This window comes from Streptomyces sp. NPDC044719 (genome assembly GCF_056433405.1).
In genome coordinates this window covers 64,285-79,601 of the sequence record NZ_JBWKHE010000008.1, presented here as the reverse complement: position 1 = coordinate 79,601, position 15,317 = coordinate 64,285, and the positions used below count along the sequence as shown (strand labels likewise).

General features: G+C 71.0%; 15 protein-coding genes. 1 reads left to right on the top strand and 14 read right to left on the bottom strand.

Annotated features, from left to right (window positions below; all coding sequences use genetic code 11):
- Nucleotides 1-2: 2 nt before the first annotated feature.
- From AC07DF_RS29895 to AC07DF_RS29830, 14 genes are all read right to left on the bottom strand, one after another.
- Nucleotides 3-899, bottom strand: a complete 897-nt coding sequence (locus AC07DF_RS29895; protein ID WP_478978149.1) for an ABC transporter permease — start codon at nucleotides 897-899, stop codon at nucleotides 3-5.
- On the bottom strand, nucleotides 886-1,674 hold the full coding sequence (locus AC07DF_RS29890; RefSeq protein WP_382496253.1) for an ABC transporter ATP-binding protein: 789 nt from the start codon (nucleotides 1,672-1,674) through the stop codon (nucleotides 886-888). Before AC07DF_RS29890 ends, AC07DF_RS29895 begins: the two co-directional genes overlap by 14 nt.
- Before the next feature lie 35 nt (nucleotides 1,675-1,709).
- Nucleotides 1,710-2,813 carry an ABC transporter substrate-binding protein gene (locus AC07DF_RS29885; protein WP_478978145.1) on the bottom strand — a complete coding sequence of 368 codons (1,104 nt, stop codon included), beginning with the start codon at nucleotides 2,811-2,813 and terminating at the stop codon, nucleotides 1,710-1,712.
- 221 nt (nucleotides 2,814-3,034) lie between these two features.
- Nucleotides 3,035-4,369, bottom strand: coding sequence for a sulfate adenylyltransferase subunit 1 (locus tag AC07DF_RS29880; RefSeq protein ID WP_468191797.1), 1,335 nt, complete (start codon nucleotides 4,367-4,369; stop codon nucleotides 3,035-3,037).
- Nucleotides 4,370-4,371: 2 nt separating this feature from the next.
- Nucleotides 4,372-5,307, bottom strand: coding sequence for a sulfate adenylyltransferase subunit CysD (gene cysD / locus AC07DF_RS29875; protein WP_454361696.1), 936 nt, complete (start codon nucleotides 5,305-5,307; stop codon nucleotides 4,372-4,374).
- Nucleotides 5,304-5,840 carry an adenylyl-sulfate kinase gene (gene cysC, locus AC07DF_RS29870; RefSeq protein WP_478979240.1) on the bottom strand — a complete coding sequence of 179 codons (537 nt, stop codon included), beginning with the start codon at nucleotides 5,838-5,840 and terminating at the stop codon, nucleotides 5,304-5,306. The genes cysD and cysC overlap by 4 nt, the downstream gene beginning before the upstream one ends.
- A 23-nt stretch (nucleotides 5,841-5,863) precedes the next feature.
- The gene (locus AC07DF_RS29865) at nucleotides 5,864-6,574 is read right to left on the bottom strand and encodes a phosphoadenylyl-sulfate reductase (protein WP_478978141.1); all 711 of its coding nucleotides are present in this window, start codon (nucleotides 6,572-6,574) and stop codon (nucleotides 5,864-5,866) included.
- Nucleotides 6,571-6,750 carry a hypothetical protein gene (locus AC07DF_RS29860; protein ID WP_478978138.1) on the bottom strand — a complete coding sequence of 60 codons (180 nt, stop codon included), beginning with the start codon at nucleotides 6,748-6,750 and terminating at the stop codon, nucleotides 6,571-6,573. Before AC07DF_RS29860 ends, AC07DF_RS29865 begins: the two co-directional genes overlap by 4 nt.
- Entirely contained in the window at nucleotides 6,747-8,444 is a 1,698-nt protein-coding gene (locus AC07DF_RS29855; protein ID WP_478978135.1) for a nitrite/sulfite reductase, read from the bottom strand. Before AC07DF_RS29855 ends, AC07DF_RS29860 begins: the two co-directional genes overlap by 4 nt.
- A 139-nt stretch (nucleotides 8,445-8,583) precedes the next feature.
- Complete coding sequence (locus tag AC07DF_RS29850) at nucleotides 8,584-8,667, bottom strand: putative leader peptide (protein ID WP_310591794.1); 84 nt, start codon at nucleotides 8,665-8,667, stop codon at nucleotides 8,584-8,586.
- A gap of 126 nt (nucleotides 8,668-8,793) precedes the next feature.
- A complete protein-coding gene (locus AC07DF_RS29845) occupies nucleotides 8,794-9,366 on the bottom strand; it encodes a GNAT family N-acetyltransferase (protein ID WP_478978132.1) in 573 nt (190 codons plus the stop codon).
- An 81-nt stretch (nucleotides 9,367-9,447) separates the two neighbouring features.
- Nucleotides 9,448-10,755, bottom strand: a complete 1,308-nt coding sequence (locus AC07DF_RS29840; protein ID WP_478978129.1) for a hypothetical protein — start codon at nucleotides 10,753-10,755, stop codon at nucleotides 9,448-9,450.
- 183 nt (nucleotides 10,756-10,938) lie between these two features.
- Nucleotides 10,939-12,216, bottom strand: a complete 1,278-nt coding sequence (locus AC07DF_RS29835; RefSeq protein WP_478978126.1) for a GAF domain-containing protein — start codon at nucleotides 12,214-12,216, stop codon at nucleotides 10,939-10,941.
- A 256-nt stretch (nucleotides 12,217-12,472) separates the two neighbouring features.
- Entirely contained in the window at nucleotides 12,473-14,107 is a 1,635-nt protein-coding gene (locus tag AC07DF_RS29830) for an acyl-CoA dehydrogenase family protein (RefSeq protein ID WP_478978123.1), read from the bottom strand.
- 52 nt (nucleotides 14,108-14,159) lie between these two features.
- On the opposite strand from AC07DF_RS29830, the gene AC07DF_RS29825 reads away from it, so the two are divergent.
- Nucleotides 14,160-15,311, top strand: coding sequence for a YihY/virulence factor BrkB family protein (locus AC07DF_RS29825; protein WP_478978120.1), 1,152 nt, complete (start codon nucleotides 14,160-14,162; stop codon nucleotides 15,309-15,311).
- The last annotated feature ends 6 nt before the right edge of the window (nucleotides 15,312-15,317 follow it).

The following is a 15,317-nucleotide window of genomic DNA, read 5'->3' as shown; positions in this document are numbered from 1 at the left end:
CTTCAGCTCTTCACCAGCAGGCCGCGGTTGCGCAGCACCCACCGCTCCAGCGGGCTGAAGATGAGCAGGTCGATGGCGATACCGACGATCAGGATGAGCAGGATGGCCTCGAACACCATGGCCATGTCGCTCGCGTTGCGGCCGTCCTCCAGCAGCTGTCCGAGGCCCACCCCGAGGTCGGGGAAGGACGCGATGATCTCCGCGGCCATCAGGGAACGCCAGGAGAACGCCCAGCCCTGCTTCAGACCGGCCACATAGCCGGGCAGGGCGGCCGGCAGCACGATGTGCCGGATGCCCTGCAGTCCGGTCGCGCCGAGCGTGCGGCCCGCGCGCAGGAACAACGGGGGCACCTGGTCGACACCGGAGACGAGGCCGTTGGCGATCGACGGGACCGCGCCGAGCAGGATCACCGCGTACATCATCGAGTTGTTCAGGCCCAGCCAGATCACCGCGGGCGGAACCCAGGCGACCGACGGCAGGGACTGCAGGCCCGACAGGATCGGGCCGAGGGCCGCGCGGACGAACTTCACCCGGGCCACCAGCAGGCCCAGCGGCGTGCCGATCAGCAGGGCGAAGCAGAAGCCGAGCAGACCGCGGGAGACGCTGGTCCAGATGTAGCCGAGCAGCTCGCCCTCGAGCCACGCCGTGTGGACGACGTCCCAGACGGCGGACGGCGCGGGCAGCTTGGTCGGGTCGGTGACGACCTTGAACGAGACGAGGGCCTGCCAGACCGCGAGCACCAGGGCGACGGCGATGACGGGCGGCAGGATCTTCTCGGTGAAGGTCTGCCGGAACGGTGTGCGGTGCGTCTGCCTCGACTCCAGCGCGTCGAGGCCCGCCTCCAGACCGGCGAGATCGCTGCCGTCCTTGGCGACGGTCGTCGAATCAGTGCTGGCCATGACGGCGGATCTCCCCACGCAGTTCTTCGGTGATCTCGACGGACAGCTCCGCCACCTGGGTGTCCTCGATGCGGCGCGGGTGCGGGATGTCCACCGTCCACTCACGGGCGATCTTGCCCGGACGGGAGGACAGCAGCACCACGCGCTGCGCGAGCCGGACCGCCTCGCGCACGTTGTGCGTGACGAACAGGACGGACAGCTGCGTCTCGCGCCAGATGCGGGTCAGCTCGTCGTGCAGCACGTCGCGCGTGATCGCGTCCAGCGCCGCGAACGGCTCGTCCATCAGCAGCAGCTTGCTCTCCTGGGCGAGCGCGCGCGCCAGCGCGACACGCTGGCGCATACCGCCCGACAGCTCGTGCACCCGCTTGCCGTACGCGCCCTTCAGCCGGACGAGCTCGAGCAACTCCTCGGCCCGCTCGCGACGCTCGGCCTTCGCGATGCCCCGCAGCTTCAGGGCGAGTTCGATGTTCTTGCCCGCGGTCAGCCACGGGAACAGCGCGTGCTCCTGGAACATCAGCGCCGGGCGGCCGTCCGTGGTGATCTCGCCGACGGTGGGCCGGTCCAGGCCCGCCACCAGGTTGAGCAGTGTGGACTTGCCGCAGCCCGAGGCCCCCAGGAGGGTGACGAACTCGCCGGGCGCGACATCGAGGGTGATGTCGTCCAGGACGAGCTGCTGCCCGGCGGGGCCCGCGAACGACTTCGAAACGTGTTCGATCCGGGCGGCGTGCGTGGCCGACTCAGTGCCGTCGGCGGCCTTGGCGAGGGTGGTTGCCATGGTCGTCACCTCCTGGGAACTCTTCGGGATGCGGGCTACTTGGCGCCGAGACCGGCGTCGTCGACCGTGGGCGCGCCCTCGGCCTTGAGGACCTTGTTCAGCGGAGCGAGGTCGTAGATGCCGTTCAGGTCCGGCTTTTCCAGCAGCCCCGCCTTCACGGCGTGCTGGGCCTCGGTGTTGAGGGTGGAGGCCAGCGGGTCGTCGGTGAACTGGATGGACTTCCACGCCGGGTCCAGCACCTCGGCCGGCAGCGCCTTGCCGGAGTCGGCCTCCAGCTGCTTGTTCGCCGCCGCCTTCGCCGCGTCCGGGTTGGCGTTGATCCACTTGTTGGTCTCGACCGAGCCCTTGAGCAAGGCCTCGACGACCTTCGGGTGCTCCTTGAGGAACTCCTGCCGCACGATGATGTTCGTGATCACGAACTTCTTGTCGGGCCACAGCGACGCCTCGTCGAGCAGCACCTTGCCGCCCTCGGCGACCAGCTTCGACGCGGTCGGCTCCGGCACCCAGGCACCGTCGATCGACCCGGACTTGTAGGCGTCCGGGGTGACCTTGTTGTCGCTGCGGACGACCGTGACGTCACCCTTGCCGCTCTGCGGGTCGACCTTCCAGCCCTGTTCGGCGGCCCAGTTGAGGAACGCCACGTCCTGGGTGTTGCCGAGCTGCGGGGTGGCGATCTTCTTGCCCTTGACGTCCTTCAGGGACTTGATCTTGTCCGGGTTGACCACGAGCTTCACGCCGCCGGACGCCGAACCGCCGATGATGCGCAGGTTCTTGCCGGCGGACTTGGTGTAGCCGTTGATCGCCGGGGAGGGGCCGATCCAGCCGATGTCGATGGACTTGGAGTTCAGCGCCTCGATCTCGGACGGACCGGCGTTGAAGATCGCGGTGTCGACCTTGGTGGCACCGAGGGCCTTCTGGAAGATGCCCTTCTGCACGCCCACCAGCGCGGTTCCATGGGTGAGGTTGCCGAAGTAGCCGATCTTGACGCTGTCGAGACCGTCGATCTTCTTCGCTCCGGCGGCGACCTTGGTGCCCCCGTCGTCCTCGGCCTTGGAGCCGTAGCCGCAGGCGGCCAGAGTGAGCAGGGGAAGCGCGGCTATGACCGCGAGGGATCGGCGCAGAGCGGATGATGCAGGCACGGGAGGTGTTCCTCTCGGAGGCCCGGCGGTCACGGTCTCTCAGGTCGTGGCCGGGAGGTCGGCAGGTTTCTTCTACGGCGGTGGGGGGTGAGGGCGCGCAGGCGGTGCGCGTACGTCAGCGCACACATCGCGCCACTCCGCCCTGCCCGCTGCCCAGAGCACCGCTGCCGACGCGGCCGCCCTCCTTCGCGAACGTGGAGTAGAAGTCGGGGGAGTTCATGTCAGAAGTCCCACCCGTCGTCGTCGGCCTCGTCCTTGACGGGCTCCGGGGAGGCGAAGGACTCGCCGACCATGCCGGCGGTGAGGGTCTGTCCGTCGTTCGGGTCGATCAGGATGAACGAGCCGGTGCGGCGCGAGTCGGAGTAGGAGTCGACCGGCAGCGGCTCGGCGGTACGGATCTTCACCCGGCCGATGTCGTTGGCGACGAGCTGTCCCGGGTGCGGGTGCAGGGACAGGTCGTCGAGCGTGAGACGGGACGGGATGTCCTTGACGATCGCCTTGACCGTGCGGGTGCCGTGCTTGAGCAGCACCCGGTGGCCGACGGTCAGCGCGGCGTCCGCGACATGGCAGACGGTCGCCTCGATGTCCTGCGTGGTCGCGGGCGCGTCCTTGGTCGGCACGATCAGGTCGCCGCGCGAGATGTCGATGTCGTCCTCCAGCAGGAGGGTCACCGACTGCGTGGTCCACGCGACGTCGACCGGCTCGCCCAGCAGGTCGATGCCGGCGACCTTCGAGGTACGGCCCGAGGGCAGCACCGTGACCTGCTCGCCGACGTGGAAGGAACCGGCCGCGATCTGGCCCGCGTACCCCCGGTAGTCCGGGTGGTCGGAGTTCTGCGGCCGGATCACGTACTGCACGGGCAGCCGGGCGTGGCAGTGGCTCAGGTCGTGGCTGACCGGCACCGTCTCCAGGTGCTCCAGCACCGTCGGGCCGCCGTACCAGTCCATGTTGGCGGAAGGCTCCACCACGTTGTCGCCGACGAGCGCCGAGATCGGGATCGCCGTGACCTCGGGGACGCCCAGCTCGGTCGCGTACGCCGTGAACTCCTCGGCGATGGCGGCGAACACCTTCTCCTCGTACGCGACGAGGTCCATCTTGTTGACCGCGAGGACCACGTGCGGGACGCGCAGCAGGGCGGCGAGGGCGGCGTGCCGCCGGGTCTGCTCGACGACGCCGTTGCGCGCGTCGACCAGGATGACCGTCAGCTCGGCCGTGGAGGCGCCGGTGACCATGTTCCGCGTGTACTGCACATGGCCGGGGGTGTCGGCGAGGATGAACCGCCGCAGGGGCGTGGCGAAGTAGCGGTAGGCCACGTCGATGGTGATGCCCTGCTCCCGCTCGGCCCGCAGACCGTCCGTCAGCAGCGCGAGGTCCGGTGCCTCCTGGCCCCGGCTCGCCGAGGCGCGCTCCACGGCCTCCAGCTGGTCGGTGAGGACCGACTTGGAGTCGTGCAGCAGCCGCCCCACCAGGGTGGACTTGCCGTCGTCGACCGAGCCGGCGGTGGCGAACCGCAGCAGGGTGGTCTCCGAGAGTTCCTCGGTGGTGATGGTGCTCATCTCTAGAAGTACCCCTCGCGCTTGCGGTCTTCCATCGCGGCTTCGGACATCTTGTCGTCGGCGCGGGTGGCGCCGCGCTCGGTGAGCCGGGAGGCGGCGATCTCGACGATCACCTTCTCGATGGTGTCGGCCTCGGAGTCGACGGCTCCGGTGCAGGACATGTCACCGACCGTGCGGTAGCGCACCAGGCGCTTCTCCACGGACTCGCCGTCCTTCGGCCCGCCCCACTCACCGGCGGTCAGCCACATGCCGCTGCGCTGGAACACCTCGCGCTCGTGGGCGTAGTAGATCTGCGGCAGCTCGATGCCCTCGCGGGCGATGTACTGCCACACGTCCAGCTCGGTCCAGTTGGACAGCGGGAACACGCGGACGTGCTCGCCGGGGGCGTGCCGGCCGTTGTACAGGTTCCACAGCTCCGGGCGCTGCCGGCGCGGGTCCCACTGGGAGAACTCGTCCCGCAGGGAGAACACCCGCTCCTTGGCGCGGGCCTTCTCCTCGTCGCGCCGTCCGCCGCCGAAGACGGCGTCGAACTTCTCCGCCTGGATCTTCTCCGTCAGCGGCAGCGTCTGCAGCGGGTTGCGGGTGCCGTCCGGGCGCTCCTTGAGCACACCCCGGTCGATGTAGTCCTGCACGGAGGCGACGTGCAGCCGCAGCCCGTGCCGCTCGACCGTCCGGTCCCGGTAGTCGAGGACCTCGGGGAAGTTGTGCCCGGTGTCCACGTGCAGCAGCGAGAACGGCACCGCCGCCGGCCGGAAGGCCTTCAGCGCCAGGTGCAGCATGACGATGGAGTCCTTGCCGCCGGAGAAGAGGATCACCGGCCGCTCGAACTCGCCCGCCACCTCGCGGAAGATGTGCACCGCCTCGGACTCGAGGGCGTCGAGGTGCGACAGCGCGTAGGGGCTGTCGGTCTCCTCGGAAACGGTGGCGGCGGTCGTCATGCCAGTCCCCTTTCGCTGAGCAGGGCGTACACCGACGCCGCGGACTCCTGCACGGTCTGGTTCTGCGACTCGATGCGCAGATCCGGCGACTCGGGTGCCTCGTACGGGTCGTCGACCCCGGTGAGTCCCGTGAGCTCGCCCGCCGCCTGCTTGGCGTACAGGCCCTTCACGTCCCGCTCGCTGCACACCTCGACCGGCGTGGCGACATGCACCTCGACGTACGCCGTCCCGTTCGCCTGGTGACGCTTGCGCACCGCCTCGCGGCTGTCCTGGTAGGGCGCGATGACCGGGACGAGGGCGAGCACGCCGTTGCGGGCGAGCAGTTCGGCGACGAAACCGATCCGCTGCACGTTGGTGTGCCGGTCCTCGCGGCTGAAGCCGAGGCCCGCCGAGAGGAACTCGCGGATCTCGTCGCCGTCGAGCACCTCGACGCGGTGGCCCTCGGCGCGCAGCCGGCCGGCCAGCTCGTGGGCGATGGTGGTCTTGCCGGCACTCGGCAGACCCGTGAGCCAGACGGTGGCTCCGGTCGTCACGTCGGTCTCCTGAATCGTCGTCGTCATCCGTGCAGCCCGCACTCGGTCTTGCTGCGGCCCGCCCAGCGGCCGGCGCGCGCGTCCTCGCCCTCCAGCACCCGGCGGGTGCAGGGGGCGCAGCCGACGGAGGGGTAGCCGTCCATCAGCAGCGGGTTCGTCAGGACGCCGTGCTCGGTGACGTAGGCGTCCACGTCGTCCTGGGTCCAGCGGGCGATCGGGGAGATCTTCACCTTCTGCCGCTTCTCGTCCCAGCCGACCACCGGGGTGTTCGCCCGGGTCGGGGACTCGTCGCGGCGCAGACCGGTCGCCCAGGCCCGGTAGTCCTTCAGCCCTTCCTCCAGCGGCTGCACCTTGCGCATCGCGCAGCACAGGTCGGGGTTGCGGTCGTGCAGCTTCGGGCCGTACTCCGCGTCCTGCTCGGCGACCGTCAGGCGCGGCGTGAGCGTGATGACGTTGACGTCCATCACGGCGTCCACCGCGTCGCGGGTGCCGATGGTCTCCTCGAAGTGGTAGCCGGTGTCGAGGAAGACGACGTCGACGCCGGGCATCGCGCGGGAGGCGAGGTGGGCGACCACCGCGTCCTCCATCGAGGAGGTCACGCAGAAGCGCTTGCCGAACGTCTCGGCCGCCCACTGGAGGATCTCCAGCGCGGAGGCGTCCTCCAGGTCGCGGCCCGCCTGCTCGGCGAGCGCCTTCAGGTCCTCGGTGCTGCGCTCTTCCTGAGTGGTCGTCATATCTCTGCCCCTCCGGAGTCGGATCGCTTCAGTCCCTGGGCCAGCAGCCCGAGGAACTTCAGCTGAAAGGCTCGACTGCACGCCGCGCATTCCCACGCGCCGTGCCCCTCCTCGTTCGGACGCAGGTCCTCGTCACCGCAGTACGGGCAGTAGAACGGTGCCGCGCGCTCGCTCACGACAGGGCCTCCTCGCCGGCCCGGGCCGCCCAGGCGGCGAACCGCTCGCCCTTCTCGCGCTCCGCCTCGAACCGCTTCAGGACCCGCTCGATGTAGTCGGGCAGCTCGTCGGAGGTGACCTTGAGGCCGCGCACCTTGCGGCCGAAGCCGGCCTCCAGGCCCAGCGCGCCGCCGAGGTGCACCTGGTAGCCCTCGACCTGCTCGCCCTCGCTGTTGACGACCAGCTGGCCCTTGAGACCGATGTCCGCGACCTGGATACGGGCGCAGGCGTTCGGGCAGCCGTTGAGGTTGATGGTGAGCGGCTCGTCGAAGTCCGGCAGACGGCGCTCCAGTTCGTCGATGAGCTGCGAGCCGCGCTGCTTGGTCTCGACGATGGCGAGCTTGCAGAACTCGATACCGGTGCAGGCCATGGTGCCGCGCCGGAACGTGGACGGACGGGCGGTCAGATCGAGCGCCTCCAGGCCCTCGACCAGCGACTCGACCTTGTCCTCCTCGACATCGAGGACGATCATCTTCTGCTCGACGGTGGTGCGCACCCGGCCCGAGCCGTGGGCCTCGGCGAGGTCGGCGATCTTGGTGATGGTCGCACCGTCGACGCGTCCCACGCGCGGGGCGAAGCCGACGTAGAACCGGCCGTCCTTCTGCCGGTGCACACCGATGTGGTCGCGCCACAGCTGGGACGGCTGCTCGGGAGCCGGGCCGTCGGTCAGCTTGCGCTCGAGGTACTCGTCCTCCAGGACCTGGCGGAACTTCTCCGGGCCCCAGTCGGCGACGAGGAACTTCAGCCGGGCGCGGTTGCGCAGCCGGCGGTATCCGTAGTCACGGAAGATCGAGATGACGCCCTCGTAGACGTCCGGGACGTCGTCGATCGACACCCAGGCGCCCAGCCGCACGCCCAGCTTGGGGTTGGTGGACAGGCCGCCGCCGACCCACACGTCGAAGCCCGGGCCGTGCTCGGGGTGCACGACGCCGACGAAGGCGACGTCGTTGATCTCGTGCACCACGTCCAGCACCGGCGAGCCCGAGATGGCCGTCTTGAACTTCCGGGGGAGGTTCGAGTACGCCGGGTTGTTCAGGACGCGGCGCTTCATCTCCTCCAGGGCCGGGGTGGCGTCGATGATCTCGTCCTCGGCGATACCCGCGACGGGCGAGCCGATCATCACACGCGGGGTGTCACCGCAGGCGGTGACGGTGGACAGTCCCACGCCCTCCAGCCGGTTCCAGATCTCGGGCACGTCCTCGATCCGGATCCAGTGGTACTGGACGTTCTGCCGGTCCGTGATGTCGGCGGTGCCGCGCGCGAACTCCTGCGAGATCTCACCGATGACCCGCAGCTGCTGAGTCGTCAGCGCCCCGCCGTCGATGCGGACGCGCAGCATGAAGTACTCGTCGTCCAGCTCCTCCGGCTCCAGGATCGCGGTCTTGCCGCCGTCGATCCCGGGACGGCGCTGGGTGTACAGACCCCACCAGCGCATCCGGCCGCGCAGGTCGTTCGGGTCGATCGAGTCGAAGCCCCGCTTGGAGTAGATCGTCTCAATGCGTGTCCGCACATTGAGACCGTCGTCGTCCTTCTTGAACTGCTCGTTGCCGTTGAGCGGGGTGTGGTGTCCCACGGCCCACTGACCCTCACCGCGGTGACGGCTCACCTTGCGGCGGGGAGTCGCGGCGGCAGGCTTCTGCGGGGTGGCGGCCATGGTTGATACGTCCTTCGGGACAGGCGGGAAAGCGGCTCTGACCTGCGCGCGCGGGCGCATGGGCATAGGGCGCGTCATTGCGCAGGATGGAGACAAGAAAGGGGGAGGTCGGGCGCTGCGTGAGTGCTCTCAGACGCTCTCAGCGCGCCGGACAGATGGCGCTGGACATGCGGCCGAGGTCGACGTGCCGCCGACTCACCAAGGCAATTCCAGTTCCAGACATGACGGAAGCGTGTCACGGCGATCTGGACACAGTCCAGCTTCGTCCAAGATTCGGACACTCGTGTCTCGAAATCCAAGACGCGCGTGTCCTTGGTCACATTGGGTCGTCCCGGGGTGTCCGACCAGGTCAGACGGGGAACGCCCCAGGCCACGGTCCCGGAGCGGCGACGTCCGCCTCCTCCTCGACCTTGGTGTCGAACAGCTGGAACCCACGGCGCCGGTAGTTGTCCATCGCGTGCTCGCCGTCCTTGCTGCACGTGTGCAGCCAGACCCGCTTCGTCGGCGTCAGTCCAGCCCAGCGGTCCGCGAGGTCCCAGGCCCGGGCCGTGCCGTACGACAGCAGGTGGCCGCCGATGCGCCGGCCCCGGAAGCCGGGCAGCAGTCCGAAGTAGACGATCTCCACGACCGCGTCGTCCTGCGCCTCGAGCTCCACGTAACCGGCGGGCGTGCCCCGGTCGTAGGCCACCCACGTCTCCACACCGGGCCGCTCCAGGTGCTCCCGCCAGCGGGCGTACGACCAGCTCAGCCGGTCGGTCCAGCGGATGTCGCCGCCCACCGACGCGTACAGGAACCGGCTGAACTCGGGCGAGGGCACTTCGGAACGGACGACCCGGACGTCCCCCTCCGGCGCGACGGCCGGAAGCAGGTCGGTCGGGGCGGTCTGCTCCAGGGACCAGGTGGTCACGGCGATGGTCGGCATGAGGGTCAGGAAACCATCAGGTGTGACGGCCTGTCGAACGCCGGGTGCCGTGGCCAGGGTCTTCACGCCGCCGGACGCGCCCTAGTCGAAGGCCCGGTCGACCGAGGACAGGGGCAGCGCGAACAGCATCCGGCCGGACTGGGACCAGACCTCGCCGGTCTCCTCCCAGTAGGACAGGGAGCCCGACCGGCCGCTCCAGCAGTGGCGGGTCTCGTCCGTCCCGCACTCCGTCGCCCGGGCGCTGTCCGTGTCCTGGCGCCACAAGGTCCCGTGCCCGCCCGGCGAGCCCGCCGCACGGTCGAGGTACCAGCCCGAGCGGTACGCCAGCACGCCCCGCACGTCGGTCGTCTTCGTCTCGTACGCCTCGACCGGGTCCGCGTGTCCTGCGGAGTCGGTGCTGAGCAGGCCGGCCCGGGCCGGGTCCCGGCTCAGCGGGTAGCGCCACAGCCGGGTGCGCCGGTCGCCGCCGGCGGGCACCCACTCGCTCGCGACCAGACTGTCGGGAGAGGTGCTGCGGTCCAGGGAGACCGTGGCCGGGCGCGGCTCGTCGCCGCCGGGCAGGGTGTACGAGCCGACGGCGGGCAGCACGTACCGGTAGCCGTGCGCCGCCCAGCCGCCGCGCACCCGGCCGACCGCCTCGGAGTCGACGGTGGCGCGCTGGATGCGGTCCATGTCGTACACGTACAGCGCGTCCCGGTCGCCCTCGCGGGTGGTCACCAGCAGCTTGTCCTGGTACCAGACCATGCCGGACAGCGGTGAGACCAGCCCCCGGTAGTCGTGCCCGCCGTCCACCGGGACGGCCAGCAGGGCCCAGGTGTAGCGGAGCCGGTCCGGGTCGTTCGCGTCGACGAAGGCGACCTTGGCCAGTCCCTGCCCGGGTGCCGGGCCGTCCATGGAGCCGCCCTCGGCGCCGTTGGTCCAGCCGGAGAGGATCACACGGTTCCGGCCCCAGCGGCCGTCGTCGTCCGCGTCCCCCGAGGTGGTGACCGCGCCCGGCCGCCAGCCCCGGGTGTCGGCGGCGCCGAAACAGTACGCGCGCGTGGCCGCCGGTTCGACGGGCAGGTCGTGCTTCTCGGCGGTCGCACAGCCGGCCGCGTCCCGCAGCGGTCGGTCGGCGCTCTCCAGCACGGTGCCGACACCGACGGGGCGGCCCATCTGTGAGGAGAGCCGGTCGAGCCACTGCCCCGGCACCCGGTGCTCGGCCAGCGGCAGCCGCCCGGCCTCGGCCGAAGCGCTGAGCGGCTTCAGTGTCCCCGGGGCGTCGGTGACCTCGGCCTGCGAAGCGCTGATCAGGGTGGCGGCGGCGGTGAGCGCCAGGGCCGTCCCGGCCAGCGTCGCCCGTACCGCCCTGCCCCGTCTGCGCCGCCGGTGTCTGCCGCGATGCTTCATACCGTCCTCCCGAGGCGGGTCAACTGCGCCTGATGATCCATACGTTGACGGAGGAGCAGGTGGGTGGCCCGTAGAGGGATGCTACGGCAGGTGAGCGGGGTGGCGGACGAAGACCCCGCAAATATGCGAAAGATGTACCTCCACAGGAGGGTCGTGTGGCCCGGTCGGCACGTCCGGTGACGCTCAGGGGGCCGGTGCGGACGTACGGAGCCCGCACACCGCCGGGGCCGTCGAGTACGGCAGCAGATCGCGCGGGTCGTCCGGGAGCAGCATCTCCACCTCGGCGTCCTCGGCGAACCGGTACGGCCGGTGCTCCAGTAACGCCCCCAGATACCGCCGTACCCGGGACATCTCGGCGCGCACCGTCACCGTGCGGGCCGGGTCGCCGAACACGTCCCCGGCCAGGCCCGAGGCGCTGCGGCCGGTGCGGTGGACGGCGAGGAGGTACAGCAACTCGGCATGCCGGGGACTCAGTTCGCGGGCCCAGGACCCGGCGCCCCCGGAGACCTCCACCGACCATCTGCGCGCCTGTCTGAGGTCCAGCACGATCCTGGTCGCCCCGCGCGCCACCGGCTCGTCGGCCGCCGCCCGCACCAGCCAGCCCCCGGCCAGCGGCTCCACCGAGCACAGCCCGAGCGCCGGCAGCCACCGCGAACCCGCCGACAGCGACTTCGGCAGGGCGACCCGCCGCGTGTACGGCATCCCGCTCACCGCGGCGGTCCAGCCGTCCGCGTCCACCACCAGGGCACGCCCGCCGAGCCGGGCCAGCACCGGCGCCGCCACCGCGCGCAGCCCCTCCAGCGACTCCACGTGCATCTCCCGCAGCCGGGCCTCGGCGAGCTTGGCCACCGAGTCGACCCAGGCGAGCGTGGCCGGATGCATCGTCTCCAGCGGCCCGCTCACGTCCACCACGCCCAGCAGCCGGCCATCGCGCGGATCGGTCAGGGGAGCGCCGGCACAGGTCCAGCCGGCCTGGGAGCGCACGAAGTGCTCGGAGGCGAAGACCTGGACGGGCCGGCGCACCACCGCCGGAGTGCCCAGACCGTTCGTGCCGACGACGTCCTCGCGCCAGTCCGCGCCGAGTTCGAACCCGAGCCCGTCGGCCTTGCGCAGCACCGGCGCGCTGCCCTCGCGCCACAGCACCCGGCCGTCCTCGTCGGCGACCACCATGATGTGGTGGGCGATGTCGGCGACCGTCAGCAGCCCCTCCCGCAGCACCGGCAGCACATGGCGCAGCGCCGAGGTCTCGCGCCGCCGCCGCACCTCCTCGGGGGGCAGCAGCCCCGCCCGGAAGTCGTGGTCCGGGTCGACGCCGCCGCGCAGCATCCGCTCCCAGGACTGCTCGATCACCGGCCGCGGCGCCACCGGGGCGGGCTGCCCGGAGAGCCGGGCGGAGCGGACCTCGTCGAGTACCCGGGCCGCCCGCGTGGCGTTCACGGCGGCGAGCTGCGTGACGTCCATCGGCGTGTCCCCCCGGAGCCGTTTCTGACTGTCCGTCTCATAGTGCCGTCTGCCTCTGACGGACGCGCGCAGTCCGCACTCAGTCGGCATCAAGTTGCAACCCCTCGCAACCCTGGTGGACGGCCCGGCCGTGGCTGAAAATTGAGCAGCGCCGTCCCGAGCGGCGTTCGATGGCTCGAACGGGCCAGTGCTGCGGGGGTGGTGCCGTGTCGGCGCAGCACCACCCCCGCTCCCGCAAGCGGATGAGAACACCAGGTCAGGAGACCGGACGCGCCCGCTCCACGACCGCCGCCAGGTCCAGCGTGTGCGGCAGCGTCCCGAAGGCCGCGCCCCCGTCGCCGCCCAGCCGGGCGGCGCAAAACGCGTCGGCCACCTGCGGCGGCGCGAACCGGACGAGCAGCGACCCCTGGAGCACCAGCGCGAGCCGCTCCGCCAGCCGTCGCGCCCGCCCCTCCACGCCCTCCAGATCGGCCAGTTCGGTCAGCAGGTTCTTGATGGCCCCGTCGAGACGGTGATCGGCGCCGCGCGCCTGCCCGACCTCCCGCAGATACGCGTCCAGCGCGCCCGGCTCCCGCTGCAACGCCCGCAGCACATCGAGGGCCTGGACATTGCCCGCGCCCTCCCAAACCGAATTGAGCGGCGACTCCCGCACCAGCCGGGGCATTCCGGACTCCTCGACGTAGCCGTTGCCGCCCAGGCACTCCGCCGCCTCCACCGCCACCGGCGGGCACCGCTTGGTCACCCAGTACTTGGCGGCCGGCACCGCGATCCGCAGCAGCGCCCGCTCCTGCTCGCCGCCGTCGTCGTAGGCGGCGGCGAGCCGCAGCGCCAGGGTCGTCGCCGCCTCCGACTCCAGGGCGAGATCGGCGAGGACGTTGCGCATCAGCGGCTTGTCGACGAGCTTCCCGCCGAACGCCCCGCGGTGGGTGCAGTGGTGCACCGCCTGCGCCACGGCCTGCCGCATCAGCCCGGCCGAGCCCAGCACACAGTCGAGCCGGGTCGCGGCGACCATCTCGATGATGGTGCGCACCCCGCGCCCCTCCTCGCCGACCCGGCGGGCCCAGGTCCCGTCGAACTCGACCTCGGCGGAGGCGTTCGACCGGTTGCCGAGCTTGTCCTTCAGCCGCTGAATCAGGAACACGTTGCGCGTCCCGTCCTCCAGCACACGCGGAACCAGGAAGCAGGTCAGCCCGCCCGGAGCCTGCGCCAGCACCAGGAAGCCGTCGGACATCGGCGCCGAGCAGAACCACTTGTGCCCGGTCAGTTCGTACGTCCCGTCCTCGGCGAGCGGCCGCGCGGAGGTCGTGTTCGCCCGGACGTCGCTGCCGCCCTGCTTCTCCGTCATGCCCATCCCGAACAGCGCGCCGGCCTTCAGTCGGGCGGGCCGCAGCTCACGGTCGTAGACCATGGACGTCAGCCGCGGCTCCCACTCGGCGGCCAGTTCCGGATCCGTGCGCAGGGCGGGCACCGCCGCGTGCGTCATCGACAGGGGGCAGCCGTTGCCGGCCTCGACCTGCGTCCACACGAGGAAGGCGGCGGCCCGCCGGACATGCCCGCCCGGCCGCCCCCAGGCCGCCGTCAGACCGGCCGAGACGGCCTTGCCGAGGAGCCGGTGCCAGGACGGATGGAACTCGACCTCGTCGATCCGCTCGCCGTACCGGTCGTGCGTGCGCAGCCGCGGCGGATTCTCGTTGGCGTGCGTCCCCCACTCCTGCACCTGGGCCGAGCCGGAGGCCCGTCCGAGCGCCGACAGCTCGCCGAGCACCTCGTCGAGCAGCTCCGGATCCAGATGCCGTTCGACCGCGGCCGTGAGGGCCCGGTCGGCCGTGAAGACGTCGTACCCGACCAGCGGCGGGACCTGGTTGCTCACGGTGTGGGTGCTGCCAGCCATGCTGCGAACCTACCGGGTGAGTGCGGTCGGGCGCGACGGATACCGTTAGGGGGTGCAGCCAGCAAGTGAAACCCCCGACACACCCTCCGGGCGCCTCCACCGGGCGCGAGCTCTCTACCGGAACGTATCCAAGCGCCGGACCGCCTGGCTGCTGCTCAAGGACACCGTCAACTCCTGCATCGAGTACCGCATCCTGGGCCTGGCCGCCGAGGCCGCGTTCTTCACGCTGCTGTCGGTGCCGCCGCTGCTGCTCAGCATGATCGGCCTGCTCGGCTACGTCGACGCCTGGACCGGCGCCGACACCATCGAGAGCCTCCAGGCCAACATCCTGGAGGCCGCGCGCACGGTGCTCTCCGACCGGGGCGTCAGGGAGATCGCCGAGCCGATCCTGCACGACGTGATGAAGGGCGGCCGGCCCGACGTCATCTCCATCGGCTTCCTGTTCGCCCTGTGGTCCGGCTCCCGCGCGGTGAACGTCTTCATCGACACCATCACGGTCATGTACGGCCTCGACGGCGTCCGGGGCATCGTCAAGACCCGGCTGCTGGCGTTCGCGCTGTTCATCGTGGCCCTGCTGATCGGCTCGATCGCGCTGCCGCTGATGGTGGCCGGGCCGGACGCGGTGGTGCGGATCGTGCCGTGGTCGACGACGGTCGTGCAGGTCCTGTACTGGCCCGTGGTGATCCTGCTGTCGATCGCCTTCCTCACGACGCTCTACCACGTGTCCGTGCCCGTCCGCTCCCCGTGGATCGAGGACGTGCCCGGCGCGCTCGTCGCCCTCGGCATGTGGGTGCTCGGCAGCTTCCTGCTGCGGATCTACCTGACCAGCACGGTCGAGGGCCCCACGATCTACGGCTCCCTGGCCGCGCCCGTCGCCGTGCTGCTGTGGATCGGTGTGTCCGCGTTCGCCGTGCTGGTCGGGGCCGCGGTCAACGCCGCCATCGACCGGGTCTGGCCGGCCGCCGCCACGGCCGCGGCCCGCGAGGCCAACGAGCGGCTGCGGCAGGCGCAGGTCGCCGAGTACGTGGCCCGCGCCGCCGCCGCGGGGGAGGCCGACCCCGACATGCCGTCCGAGTTCCCGGAACGCTGGTCCCGCTTCCTCCCCCCGGAGGACGTCTCGGCCCGCCTGCGGACGCATGTGAGGAGCACGCATGTGAAGAGCACGCACGCCAACGGGGAGAGGCAACCGCCCGAGGAGAAGTGACGGGCG